The following is a 12,890-nucleotide window of genomic DNA, read 5'->3' as shown; positions in this document are numbered from 1 at the left end:
TAGCCATGCCCTTTGCCATCAGCGACCAGCGCAAGATCCACTACCAGGTCGAGGGCGAAGGCCCGCCGCTACTGCTGCACCACGGCTTCACCAGCAGCCTGGAAGCCTGGCGCTTCTTCGGCTTCACCGACGTGCTGCGCCAGCACTACCGGGTCATCAGCTTCGATGCCCTGGGCCATGGCCAGAGTGACAAGCCGCACGACAGCGCGGCCTACAGCCAGCACCAGCGCTGCCGCGACGCCCTGGCCGTGCTGGACGCGGCGCAGGTCGAGCGCACCCACTTCTTCGGCTACTCGCTGGGTGGCTGGGTCGGCTATGGCCTGGTGCGGCAGGCGCCGGAACGCCTGCGCAGCCTCATCCTGGGCGCGGCGCATCCCTATGAAGACCGCAGTTGGGAAGTGTTCCGCGGCATCGACGGCACTGATCCGGAAGCCTTCATCGCCGCCTTCGAAGACTTGCTGGATGAAGCCATTTCGCCCCAGGTGAAGATGCTCATCCGTGGCAACGACCTGGTGGCCCTGGCCGCCGCCGCACAGCAGGCGCGCCCCTCGCAGGAAGAGCTGCTGGCCAGGATGGACCTGCCTTGCCTCTTCTTCTGCGGCGACGCCGACGCCCGCCACACTGCGGTAGCGCGCACCGCCGCCCGGCTGGCGCGCGCCGAATTCGTCAGCCTGCCCGGGGTGACGCACTTTGGCGGCCTCATGCAGAGTGCGCTGGTGTTGCCGCCGGTGCTGGACTTCCTGGGCCGCCTGCCTGGATGAGCTTGGCAAAAATGGAAAATAAATCACGTCTGCCACAGGCGGCGCTGTTATACTGCGGCCTGCGCGGCGTATAGCCAGTCAAGTCCGCGCCCTCCTCAAGTTCCAACCCGTTTGCCTGCGACTGGCGCCCGTACGGGGCCACAGGCCAAACCCATTTTCAGAGTCTCATGTCATTTTCCGCGCTCGGCTTGTCCGACGAAATCGTTCGTGCCGTTTCCGAACAAGGCTATACCTCCCCTACTCCGATCCAGGCCCAGGCCGTCCCCGCAGTGCTCTCCGGCGGCGACCTGCTGGCCGGCGCCCAGACCGGCACCGGCAAGACCGCTGGCTTCACCCTGCCGCTGCTGCAACGCCTCTCGGCCATGCCGCGCCAGAAGATCAACGGCCATGTGCCCATCCGTGCCCTGATCCTGGCCCCCACCCGCGAGCTGGCGGCCCAGGTCGAAGAAAGCGTGCGCCAGTACGGCAAGTACCTGCCGCTGACCTCGGCCTGCATCTTCGGCGGTGTTGGCATCAACCCGCAGATCACGCTGTTGAAGCGCGGCGTGGACATCCTGGTGGCCACTCCGGGCCGCCTGCTGGACCACATGCAGCAAGGCACCGTGAACCTGCAGCACATCCAGATCCTGGTGCTGGACGAAGCCGACCGCATGCTGGACATGGGCTTCATCCGCGACATCCGCAAGGTGCTGGCAGCACTGCCGCCCAAGCGCCAGAACCTGCTGTTCTCGGCCACCTTCGCTGACGAGATCAAGAAGCTGGCCGACAGCCTCCTGAACAACCCGGCCCTGATCGAAGTGGCGCGCCGCAACTCCACCGTGGAAGTGATCGCCCAGAAGATCCACCCGGTCGACCGCGACAAGAAGCACCCCATGCTGGCGCACCTGATCAAGACCCACCAGTGGAAGCAGGTACTGGTCTTCACCCGCACCAAGCACGGCGCCAACAAGCTGGTCGAGCAGCTGGGACGCGATGGCATCACCGCCATGGCCATCCACGGCAACAAGAGCCAGTCGGCCCGCACCAAGGCCTTGGCTGAATTCAAGGACGGCAAGCTGACCGCCCTGATCGCCACCGACATCGCCGCCCGCGGCATCGACATCGACCAGTTGCCGCACGTGGTCAACTATGACCTCCCCAACGTGCCGGAAGACTACGTCCACCGCATCGGCCGCACCGGTCGTGCCGGCGCTACCGGCGAAGCGGTCTCGCTGGTCTGCATCGACGAGCGCGACCTGTTGCACGACATCGAGCGCTTCATCAAGCGCGAGATCCCGGTGGAAGTGATCGCCGGTTTCGAACCCGACCCGACCGCCAAGCCCCAGCCCATCCAGCTGCGCAGCGGCCAGGGCCGTCACCAGAACGGTGGCGGACGTGGTGGCCAGCGCAGCGCCCCGCGCAAACCTGCCGCCAATGGCAACGGCAATGCCGCGGCGGCCAAGCCGGCCAAGCCTGCCAACGGTGGCAATGGCGGCCAGCCTGCCAAGCCGCGCCCAGCGGCCAATGGCAATGGCAATGGCAATGGCGGACGCGGTCAGGGTCATGGCCAGGGCGCACGCAGTGGCAACGCAGGCGGCAATGGCAACGGTGGCAACGGTGGCAACAACGCCAACCGCGCCCCCAAGCCGGCTCATGGCAACAGCCAGCCGCGCAATTCCGGCCAGCCTCGCCAGGGCGGTCCGCGCCCCTCGGCGCTGACCCATGGCGGCCAGCGCGCAGCGGGCAAGTAAGGCGCTCATCTTCATCAGCAAAGGGACGACATGGGTGTTTCCGTCATCAAGGCCGACCTCGGCAACGCCGCCCACGCGGCAGCATTGTTCGAGACCCTCAATGCCTACGCTTCCGACGCCATGGGCGGCGGCAAGCAGCTCTCCGACTACGTGCGCGAGAACCTGGCAGCCGAGCTGAAGAAACGTCCCACTGCCCATGTCTTCCTGGCCTTCGATGGCGATACGCCGGCCGGCCTGGCCACCTGCATCGAAGGTTTTTCCACCTTCGCCTGCCACCCCCTGCTGAACGTGCATGACCTGGCCGTGATGCCAGCCTATCGCGGCCAGGGCCTGGCCAAGCAGCTCCTGGCTGCGGTCGAGGAAGAGGCGCGCAAGCTGGGTTGCTGCAAGCTTACGCTGGAGGTATTGGAAGGCAATACCGTAGCGCGCTCGCTGTATCGCGCCTGCGGCTTCGAAGGCTATGAGTTGAAGGCCGAGACCGGCAAGGCCATGTTCATGCACAAGCCATTGGCCTGAAAAGACCAGACTGCCTGCCTGAAAGAAAACGCCCGCATCGGTTGATGCGGGCGTTTTTCGTTTTACGACCTGCTCCTTCAGGTCCGGTATGTCACGCCCGGCAGGATGCACAACATCTCATAGGCCAGGTTAGCCGCCACCAGCGCGGTGGTTCCGGCCTGGTCATAGGGAGGCGAAACCTCGACCACATCGGCCGAAACGATATCGAGTCCCTTGCAGCCACGGATGATCTCCAGTCCCTGCTGCACCGTCAGCCCGCCAATTTCCGGCGTGCCGGTGCCGGGTGCAAAGGCGGGGTCCAAGCCGTCGATATCAAAGGTCAGGTAGACCGGGCCATCGCCCATCTGCGCGCGCACCTCTTCCATCAACGGCGCCAGCGAACGATGCCAGCATTCTTCGGCCTGCACCACGCGAAAACCCTGGGCGCGGCACCAGTCGAAGTCATCGGCATGATAGCCGGTGCCGCGCAAACCGATCTGCACCACCCGCTGCGGGTCCAGCAAGCCCTCCTCGAAGGCGCGGCGGAACGGTGTGCCGTGGGCGATCTTCTCGCCGTTCATGGTGTCGTTGACGTCGGCATGGGCATCCACATGGATCAGCCCTACCGGGCCGCGATAGCGCGCCAGGGCGCGCAGGATGGGGAGTGTCAGGGTGTGGTCGCCGCCCAGGCTGATGGTCTTGCAGCCGGTGGCGTAGATGCGGTCATAGGCCTCTTCGATCATGCGCACCGAATCCAGCAGGCTGTACGGATTCAAGGCCACGTCGCCCAGGTCAGCCACCTTCAGCGAATCGAAAGGCGCGGCGCGGGTGGCCATGTTGTAGGGGCGCAGCAGCACGGATTCCGTGCGGATCTGGCGTGGCCCGAAGCGCGTACCGGAACGGTTGGAGGTGCCGATGTCCAGCGGCACGCCGACAAAACCCACATCCAGCCCGGCCGGATCTTCCACATGCGGCAATCGCATCATGGTGGCGATGCCGCCAAAACGGGGCATCACGTTGCCCCCGAGAGGTTGGTAAAGTGCGTGTTCCATCGATATTCATCCTTGCAGTTCGGCTGAGATGGGATCGATTCTAGCGAGGCTTGCAGCAGTGAAATATAGCGATGTTGCGTCACTTACATCGATTTTTATCGATGTAAAATCACAGGAACGCCCATCCCCTCTCCATCATGCTCACCAACATCTTTGATCTGGACCTGCGCCTGATCCGCGTCTTCCTGGCCGTGGTCGATTCGCACGGCGTCTCGGCTGCCCAGGCCCGGCTCAACGTGGGCCAGTCCACCATCAGTACACAGTTGAATTCGCTGGAGACCCGACTCGGATATCGCCTCTGCGAGCGTGGCCGGGCCGGCTTCAGGCTGACGGCCAAGGGAGAAAAGTTTGCCGACGCGGCAAGGCGCATGATGGATGCGCTCGACGAATTCGGCATGCAGGCGCGCAACCTCGACAAGCGCCTGGTCGGCACCCTCGCCATCGGCCTGATGGGCCATACTCCGGCGCAGCATAACCACCGCCTGGCCGAGGTGATCCGCCGCTTCCGCCAGCGCGACGAGGCGGTGCGCCTGGAGCTGCTGGTGCGCACGCCCGGCGAACTGGAAGAGATGCTCCTCAATGGCGCCATCCAGGTCGCCCTCGGTTACTTCTGGCGGCGCGTCACAGCCTTGCACTACACCCCCCTGATGCTGGAGCGCCAGCTAGCCTATTGCGCCCCACCCCATCCGCTATTCGACCAGCCCGGCGAGATCGAGCCGGAGCAGGCCGCAGACTACGCCTGGGCCTGGCGCGACTATCCGGTGCCACCCGAACACCTGCCGCTGCAACAGCGCAACATCATGGCCGTGACCGGCAACATGGAAGCCATGTCCATCCTCATCCTCTCCGGCCAGCACCTGGGCTATCTGCCCGAGGAAATGGGCCGCCAGTACGAGGCGCGCGGCCAGATGCGGGCGCTGAACCGGGCCAAGCTGGCCTATGACGTGGGCATCAGCGTGGTGACCCATCGCAGCCGCGCCAGGGAGCCCATCGTGGCGGCCTTCCTGGACGACCTCAAGCACGCACAATGAAAAAGGGCAATGCCTATGCATTGCCCTTGCTGTGCTTCCCATCGGCTTGCCGATGGCCGATGGCCGATGATCAAGCCGCCATCGCCATCCCGCGCGACTTGCCCGAGCTGAGATAGCTGGCGATGGAATCCTGCGTGACTTCACCCACGTAACTGCCGTCGTTGGCGATGACCGGCATCCAGCTGGTGCTGTGCTTGTACATCTTGGAGAGCACCACGCGCAGGTTCTCATCCGGATCGGCATTCATGGTGAACGGACGCACCTTGTCCTCGGCCACCCCGGTACTGCCGCGCACATCGCGGCGGGTGAGATAACCCAGCGCGCGGTTGTCGGCATCGATGATGGTGAGATAGCGCGAATCCTGGTCATCCATCAGCGCCAGGGCCTGGTCACAGGAGACATCCGGATGGGCCGTAGGCGGCGTGGTCGCGGCTTCGCCAGCGCGCACCAGCAGCAGACGCTTCAAGGTGTGATCCTGGCCCACGAAGGCGCTGACGAAATCATCCTTGGGACGGGCTAGCAAGGTATCCGGATTGTCGAACTGCACCAGCTTGCCGGCACGGAAGACGGCTACCTTGTCGCCCAGCTTGATGGCTTCGTCGATGTCGTGGCTGACCATGATGACGGTCTTGTTCAGCTGGCGCTGCATCTGGAAGAACTCGTTCTGGATCGATTCGCGATTGATCGGATCGACCGCGCCGAAGGGTTCGTCCATCAGCAGCACCGGCGCATCTGCAGCGAGCGCGCGGATGACCCCGATACGCTGTTGCTGGCCGCCGGACAGTTCACGCGGATAGCGCTTCAAGAACTTCTTCGGGTCCAGCGCCACCATGGCCATGAGCTCGGTGGCGCGCTCCTGGCAGCGCTTCTTGTCCCAGCCCAACAGGCGCGGGACGATGGTGATGTTTTCTTCGATGGTCATGTTGGGGAACAGACCGATCTGCTGGATCACGTAGCCGATATGGCGGCGCAGTTCCACTTCATCGATGCCCGAGGTGTCCTGACCGTTCAACAGCACGCGACCGGAGGTCGGGTTGATCAGACGATTGATCATCTTCAGGGTGGTGGTCTTGCCGCATCCGGAGGGGCCGAGGAAGACGCAGATCTCGCCTTCGGCCACCTTCAGGCTGACGGCGTCCACCGCCTTGACCTGAGTGCCGTCCTTTTGGGTGTAGGTCTTGCTCAGTTGGTCCAGTGCTATCATTTTTGTACTCCTTTCGGTGTCAGGATTTTCTGCAGACGTTGCAGCAGGGTGTCCGCGATGATGGCCAGCACGCTGATCATCACCGCGCCCACCACGAGTTTTTGCATATTGCTCTGGCTGATGGCGTGCAGGATCAGCACGCCCAGGCCGCCAGCGCCGATGATGGCCGCAATGGCCATCACGCCGATGTTCATCACCACGGCCGTACGCACCCCGCCCAGGATCACCGGCACGGCCAGCGGCAGGTCCACCATGCGCAGGCGCTGCCAGAAGGTCATGCCGATGCCGATGCCGGCTTCCTTGATGCCGGCTTCGATGTTTTCCAGCGCCAGATAGGTGTTGCGCATGATCGGCAACAGCGAATACAGGAACACGGCGGTAATGGCGGGCAAGGGGCCGATGCCCGCGCCGAATTTCGAGAACAGCGGGATCATCAGGCCGAACAGGGCAATCGAGGGCAGCGTCAGCACGATGGTGGCCAGCCCCATGAGCGGGCCGGCCAGCCAGCGCACGCGCACGATCAGGATGCCCAGCGGCACACCGATGGCGATGGCCAGGCTCACCGCGATGCCCACCAGCTTCAGGTGCTGCAGCGTCAGTTCAAGGATGTTGGGCCAGTCCGATTGCAGGTATTGGAAGATGTTCATGGTCCCTCCTCAGATCAGGCCGGCTTGCTTGAGGAAGTCGGCGGCCACCTTGGCGACCGGCTCCTGATCAATGTCGACGCGCTTGTTCAACTCCGTCATGGTGGCGGTGTCGATCTTGGCGGCCAGCTCGTTGAGTTGTTCGGCCAGCTTGGGATGCTTGGCCAGGATCTCCTGGCGCACCACCGGGGTGGCCTTGTAGGCGGCGAAGTAGCCCTTGTCGTCCTCCAGCAGTTGCAGGTCGAAGCCCTTGATGCGGCCATCCGAAGCGTAGGTCAGGCCGACGAACAATTGTTCATTCTTCAGCGCCGTGTAGACCAGTCCCGGGTCCATCTGCTTGACCTCGCTGCGATCGAGCTTGAAGCCATACAGTTGCTGCATCGGTCCCAGGCCGTCAGGGCGCGAGGCGAACTCGTAGTCCACGCCCATGAGGTGCGGTTGGCCGCCTTCCTTGTCATCTTCGTTGATGCGCTTGGCCAGGTCTTGCAGCGAGTGGATGTTGTACTTGTCGGCCAGTGCGCGTGGCATGGCGAAGGCATAGGTGTTGTTCAGCTCGGACTGGTTCAGCCAGGTCAGGCCGCGCGGCGCGTCCAGCTCCTTGACCTTCTGGTAGATCTGGTCGGGGTCGAGCTTGTCCTCGATGTGGTTGTAGACGATCAGGGCGGTACCGGTGTAGTCCCAGACGATGTCGAGCTGCCCGCTTTCGAGCGCCGAGCGCATCAGGGTGGTGCCCAGGCCGTTCTTCAGTTCGGTGTCATAGCCCTTGGCGCGCAGGTACTGGGCGGTCATGTCCGAGAGCAGCAATTGCTCAGTGAAGTTCTTGCCGCCGATGACCAGGTGCTGCGCCTGAGCGCGAGCCGGGGCCGCGCCCAACAGGGCAAGGCCCAGCGCCAGGGCGCACAGAGCATAGGTTGCGATGGTCTTCTTTGTCATGCTTTCCTCTCTACCGCTATGCCGTGGATGAAGTCGGCGTGCGGTCGTTCTTGTGATGGAAATGGAATCTGCGGAATCAGGTACGCAGCCCGCGACGGGCCAGGTAGAAACCCGACAGCGCCGTCACCAGTGCGTCCAGCACCAGCGCCAGCAGCGCCGTGGCCGCCGCGCCCAGCAGCAGCTGGCCGTGGTTGTTCAGGTAGATGCCGGGGAAGATCAATCCCCCCAGGCTCTCGCCGCCGATGAGCATCGACAGCGGCGCCGTCCCCACATTGATTGCCAGCGCCGTACGCACGCCACCGACGATGATGGGCAGCGCATTGGGCAATTCCACCCGCAGCAGGATCTGGTGCGGCTTCATGCCGATGCCGCGGGCCGCCTCTTTCATCGCCGCCGGCACGTTCTTCAGACCCTCGTAGGTATTGCGCACGATGGGCAGCAGCGAAGCCAGCCACAGCGCCAGGATGGTGGGGCCATTGCCGATGCCGAAGAAGGCCAGCGCCAGCGCCAGCACGGCGATGGAAGGGATGGTGTTGCCGATGTTGAAGATCTGGATGAATTTTTCTGCACTGCGCTGCGCGCCCGGACGGGACAGCGCAATACCGGCCGGAATGCCGGTGGCCAGCGCCAGCAGCATGGAAGTGAAGACCAGCTCCAGATGCTTGCCGGTGTAGTAGATCAGGTCACCGCGATACTTCTGGATGACATCCGGACCGATCCACCAGACCAGGCCTGCAAGGACCAGCGCAAAACCGAGCGCGCCGGCGAAGACGTGACGAACACGTGTCATGTTACCCCCTGTTGGTATAGCCGGCACGACATGACGCCGCGACGACGGGTTTCTGGGATCAAGTTTTAAGGGTTCGCTGCCCACCTGGGCGTATCGTTTGGATGCGAACCGAAAGCTGCAAGGGCAGCGATGAAACCGAAGCGATGAAGCCAGCTTCGGCATAGTGCATACCGGACAGGGATGGGAACGGGTCACCGTGGAGAACGGGAGGGCGTTCACGCTGCCAGCCGGAAATTTGGACAACCCGCACAAGCGCGGATCGGACACTGCTGAGAGTCGTTGTTGAACAAGTAATGTCGCGAAGACAAACGATAGTTTAATGCAATCGCTTAATACTGTCCAGCAATGTAGCAATCTAAATCGATAACTTACAGATCTGAAGCACTTTTAAAAGTTCCCAACGGGGCTCAAAGTGTAGCTAAAAGCGTTCATTGTGAAAACCGCCAGCGCGGCGCTATCCCTTACCCCATGCGGCTCCGGCCGAGCTTTACCGTCGAGCAACAGGGCAAAAAAAAATCGCCGGTCCATGCCTGGACCGACGATTTTTTCAGAAGGCGGAGTGCGCCAGAACGGATCAGCTGTCAGCGCATGGCGCCAAAGACCTTGCCGATGATGGCGCTGCCGCTGCCCACCGGGTCCTTGCGGATCGCCTTTTCCTCTTCGCCGATCATGAGGAAGAGGCCATCCAGGGCGCGCTGGGTCACATAGCCTTCGACGGTGCTCTGCTCGCTGCTGACCAGGCCGGTCTTGCTGGCCTGCCCCATCACGGCGTTATAGCGGGCCGACAGGCCGTTCTTGTCGGTGATCTGCCTGACGATGGGCAGGAACTTCACGGCCAGCTCCGCCGAGGTCTTCTGGCGGAAGAAATCGGTCACCGAGGTGTCGCCCCCAGCCAGGATGTTCTTGGCATCGGTCACCGACATCGATTTGACCGCGTTGACCAGCAGCGGCTTGGCCAGCGGCACGGCGGCCTCGGCGGCGTGGTTCATGTCGGCCACCAGGCCATCGACCTGGCTGCCCATGCCGGTCATGCGCAGGATGGGCATGGCCTGCTCCAGCGCGCCGGGCAGGTGGATCTTGACCTTGTCGTTGTTGAGGAAGCCATTCTGCCGGCCCAGGTTGGCCACGGCACTGCTGGCGCCCTTCTCCAGCGCGGCCTTCAAGCCGGCGGTAGCGTCCTGGTTGCTCAGGTCGGACAGGGAAAAGGCCAACGCGCCGCAGGAAGCCAGCAAGAAGCTGGCCGCCACCATGCGGCGCAGGGAAGAAACAGGAAAGGACATCACGGACTCCATCGTTGCAGGATGCCGGGATGATAACAGCCCGGCTCAGCCACACGGCCTCATTTGCCGCGCGAGAGCTCCAGCCCGGCGTTATGCGGCAGCTTGCCGCTGATGGGTACCGACGCCACCGAGAACAGCCCGATGACCAGGAAGGCTGGCCAGAAATCGGCTTCGACGATGGTGGCATGGCCCTGCAGGTGATTCGACAGTTGCAGCACGATCCCGGCCACCGTCACGCCCAGGCCCAGCGACAGCTGCTGGATCACGCTGGCCAGGCTGGTGACGCGGCCGGCGTCGCGGCTGTCGATATCGGCATAGGCGATCGAATTCAGGCAGGTGAACTGCAGCGCCGGGAAGACCCCGCCCATGAGCACGATGGACACGATCAGCAGATAAGGCGTATGGATACTGAAGATCCCGTAGGCCGCCAGCGCGATGCCGGCGAAGACCGCATTGACCATGAGCACCGTGCGAAAGCCATAGCGGCGCAGCACCCGGCCGGCCAACAGACGGATGAAGAGCGAACCGAAGGCCGAGGCGCAGGTGATGCTGCCGGCCTGGAACGCCGTCATCCCCAGGCCTTCCTGCAGGGCCAGCGGCAGCAGGAACGGCACCGCGCCCAGGCCGATGCGAAAGAGCGAACCGCCCACCACGCTGGCGTGCAGCGTGGGGATGCGCAAGAGACGGAAGTCCAGCAGCGGGAACTCGATCTGGGTGGAGTGGCGGTAGTACATCACCAACGCAATGGCGCCGATGGAGCACATGGCCACCGGCGTGGCGCCATCCACCAGATGGCTGCCAAAGAGCGACAGGCCCAGCATGATCATGGCCGCGCCCACCGAGGTGAGGACAAAACCCTTCACATCCAGCGGGGCGGGATTGTCTTCCTTGAAGTTCTGGATGAAGCGGCGCGCCAGGTACAGGCCCAGGAAGCAGAACGGAATATTGATCAGGAACACCCAGCGCCAGTGAAAATAGGTAGTGATGAAACCGCCCAGCAGCGGCCCCACCACCGGCCCCAGCAAGGCCGGCAAGGTCAGGTAGCTGACCGCCTTCACCAGTTCGGACTTGTCCACCGAGCGGGCAATGATGACCCGCCCCACCGGCACCATCATGGCCCCACCGATGCCCTGCAGGAAGCGCGCCGCCACGAAGGTCACCAGCGAACCCGAGACTGCGCAGAGGATGGAGCCGGTCATGAAGACGATCATGGCCGCACTGAAGACCTTGCGCGCGCCCAGCTTGTCGGCCATCCATCCCGAGATCGGGATGAACACGCCCAGCGCCGCCACATAGGCGGTCATGGCCAGCTTGAGGGTGATCGGATCTTGATGGAGGTCGCGTGCCAGCGCGGGCAGCGAAGTGGCCAGCACGGTGGCGTCCATGTTTTCCATGAACAGCGCACAGCCGACGATGAGCGGAATGAGCAGCGAAGGTCGCACGGTAGGCAACAGATGGCGCAATGAAGGAAATGAAGGAGAAGGAGGTTCTGCGACCTCCTGGGGCTTCACAGTTTATACCAGTTGGACTTTTCTTGCGGGCAAGCCCCGCCCCACCCTGCCCGCGCTCACTTCTTCTTCAGCGCCTTGAGCCGCCTGGCAGCCAGTTGCACCGTTTCGAGCCGGTCGCGCCGCTTCATGCCCTTCCATTCCTTGATTTCGTCCCGGGTGCGCCCGCAACCGGTACAGACCTCGTGCTTGAGCTTGCACTCGGAAATGCACGGACTCTTGACCTCTTTCGGCACTTCACTTCCTTATTGATTTGCATTGGATCGCGGGGAAAATGTCGTCGCCGGACCACGCCAGCAAGTTCACATCCCGCGTCCCGGCAGAAAATGTCTCGCCGGACGATATTAAATTCCCACCCTACGGCACAATTTAATGCAAATTAATGCCAAAATAGAAAAGGGGCATAGGTAAGACAGCACCCGGGATTGAAGACTACAATGCCACCTTAGCACGAACGGGCGGCCAGATATGGCAAAAAATTTCCGATTAGAAATGATTTGCCCGCATCGGACGCAGGAGACTCAGCGTTTCGGCGCGCCTAGCGCTAGCGCTATTTCATATTTTCCGCATATCAATATGAGCGAAAAATGAAATATATCAAGCAAATTGCTTTATTTGCCCTTGACTGCGCCCTAAGATGTTAAATATGAGAAATACACGACCGACCTCACCTACAGCCATACTTTTATAGGATCAATCAAATGGGACGCGCCGCCAGATCTCACGAAAGCGACGCACCGCCCAGCGACCCCGCAATGACTTCCCGGGAGGCCGCCAGAATGCTGGGGGTGTCGATCACGACCGCCCAGATGTGGATGGAAACTGGCATGTTGGCCTCATGGAAGACACCCGGCGGTCACCGGCGGACGCGGCTGAGCTCGGTCATGAGCTTGCTTGGCCACAACGGCGCAAAACAATCCGGACCGGCTGCGGTCCAGCCGGCTGCCGTGGCGCAGACGCCCGAGGCCGCCAGCACGGACGAGGCCCGGCAGGCGCCCCTGATGGCGCAAGCCAAGACCGGCACGCAGGCCGAAGCACGCTTTCATCGGCTGACCTGGCTCGCCAGCGAATTGCTGGAAGTGCCCATTGCCCTGGTCACCTTCCAGACTGCCGAGCTGCAGATCTTCCACGCCGCCCATGGACTGAACATCGCCGCTACGCCGCGCTCGTGGGCGTTCTGCAACTACGCCGACATGGATGAGGATGTGTTCACCGTGGCCGACGCCAGCAAGGATGCGCGCTTTGCCAATAATCCCATGGTCACCTCGGCGCCCTTCATCCGCTTCTATGCCGCGGTGCCGCTGATGTACCAGGGCAAGGCCTTCGGCTCGCTGTGCATCATCGATACCGAAGCCCGCCTGCTGCGCTCCCAGGAAAGACGCGCCTTGCAAGAGCTGGCGGCCCTGGCCACGGACATGATGGCGCTGCAGCTCATGGAACTGCAGCAGCACTAGCACCCCGT

Annotated in this window: 13 protein-coding genes; 5 read left to right on the top strand and 8 right to left on the bottom strand. The window is 62.9% G+C overall.

Features of this window, described 5'->3' with window-relative positions; translation table 11 throughout:
• Positions 1–5 precede the first annotated feature (5 nt).
• From ACP92_RS08535 to ACP92_RS08525, 3 genes are all read left to right on the top strand, one after another.
• On the top strand, positions 6–761 hold the full coding sequence (locus tag ACP92_RS08535) for an alpha/beta fold hydrolase (RefSeq protein ID WP_013233733.1): 756 nt from the start codon (positions 6–8) through the stop codon (positions 759–761).
• Between the two features lie 167 nt (positions 762–928).
• Complete coding sequence (locus tag ACP92_RS08530; RefSeq protein WP_013233732.1) at positions 929–2,491, top strand: DEAD/DEAH box helicase; 1,563 nt, start codon at positions 929–931, stop codon at positions 2,489–2,491.
• Between the two features lie 30 nt (positions 2,492–2,521).
• On the top strand, positions 2,522–3,007 hold the full coding sequence (locus ACP92_RS08525) for a GNAT family N-acetyltransferase (RefSeq protein ID WP_013233731.1): 486 nt from the start codon (positions 2,522–2,524) through the stop codon (positions 3,005–3,007).
• Between the two features lie 77 nt (positions 3,008–3,084).
• Here ACP92_RS08525 and speB read toward each other — a convergent pair whose 3' ends face one another.
• Positions 3,085–4,038 (bottom strand): agmatinase, encoded by a 954-nt coding sequence (gene speB / locus ACP92_RS08520; RefSeq protein ID WP_013233730.1) that lies wholly within the window; start codon positions 4,036–4,038, stop codon positions 3,085–3,087.
• A 137-nt stretch (positions 4,039–4,175) separates the two neighbouring features.
• Here speB and ACP92_RS08515 point away from each other — a divergent pair, with 137 nt between their 5' ends.
• Positions 4,176–5,069 (top strand): LysR family transcriptional regulator, encoded by an 894-nt coding sequence (locus ACP92_RS08515; protein WP_013233729.1) that lies wholly within the window; start codon positions 4,176–4,178, stop codon positions 5,067–5,069.
• A 70-nt stretch (positions 5,070–5,139) separates the two neighbouring features.
• Here ACP92_RS08515 and ACP92_RS08510 read toward each other — a convergent pair whose 3' ends face one another.
• The 7 genes from ACP92_RS08510 to ACP92_RS24245 form a co-directional block, all read right to left on the bottom strand.
• Positions 5,140–6,273, bottom strand: coding sequence for an ABC transporter ATP-binding protein (locus tag ACP92_RS08510; RefSeq protein WP_013233728.1), 1,134 nt, complete (start codon positions 6,271–6,273; stop codon positions 5,140–5,142).
• The gene (locus ACP92_RS08505) at positions 6,270–6,920 is read right to left on the bottom strand and encodes an ABC transporter permease (protein ID WP_013233727.1); all 651 of its coding nucleotides are present in this window, start codon (positions 6,918–6,920) and stop codon (positions 6,270–6,272) included. Before ACP92_RS08505 ends, ACP92_RS08510 begins: the two co-directional genes overlap by 4 nt.
• 9 nt (positions 6,921–6,929) lie before the next feature.
• On the bottom strand, positions 6,930–7,850 hold the full coding sequence (locus tag ACP92_RS08500; protein ID WP_013233726.1) for a glycine betaine ABC transporter substrate-binding protein: 921 nt from the start codon (positions 7,848–7,850) through the stop codon (positions 6,930–6,932).
• A 76-nt stretch (positions 7,851–7,926) separates the two neighbouring features.
• Positions 7,927–8,640, bottom strand: coding sequence for an ABC transporter permease (locus tag ACP92_RS08495; protein WP_013233725.1), 714 nt, complete (start codon positions 8,638–8,640; stop codon positions 7,927–7,929).
• A gap of 581 nt (positions 8,641–9,221) precedes the next feature.
• Positions 9,222–9,920: a DUF4197 domain-containing protein gene (locus tag ACP92_RS08490; protein ID WP_013233724.1), complete on the bottom strand. Its 699-nt coding sequence runs from the start codon at positions 9,918–9,920 to the stop codon at positions 9,222–9,224.
• A gap of 59 nt (positions 9,921–9,979) precedes the next feature.
• Positions 9,980–11,371 carry an MFS transporter gene (locus ACP92_RS08485; protein WP_276507971.1) on the bottom strand — a complete coding sequence of 464 codons (1,392 nt, stop codon included), beginning with the start codon at positions 11,369–11,371 and terminating at the stop codon, positions 9,980–9,982.
• Positions 11,372–11,487: 116 nt separating this feature from the next.
• Complete coding sequence (locus ACP92_RS24245) at positions 11,488–11,664, bottom strand: DUF1289 domain-containing protein (protein ID WP_069373652.1); 177 nt, start codon at positions 11,662–11,664, stop codon at positions 11,488–11,490.
• Positions 11,665–12,312: 648 nt separating this feature from the next.
• On the opposite strand from ACP92_RS24245, the gene ACP92_RS08480 reads away from it, so the two are divergent.
• Positions 12,313–12,882: a GAF domain-containing protein gene (locus tag ACP92_RS08480; protein WP_231944463.1), complete on the top strand. Its 570-nt coding sequence runs from the start codon at positions 12,313–12,315 to the stop codon at positions 12,880–12,882.
• Positions 12,883–12,890: the final 8 nt, after the last annotated feature.

It is taken from the genome of Herbaspirillum seropedicae, assembly GCF_001040945.1.
GTDB lineage: Bacteria > Pseudomonadota > Gammaproteobacteria > Burkholderiales > Burkholderiaceae_D > Herbaspirillum > Herbaspirillum seropedicae.
The sequence above is the reverse complement of the archived record's forward strand: the minus strand, read 5'-3'. Positions and strand labels throughout refer to the sequence as shown.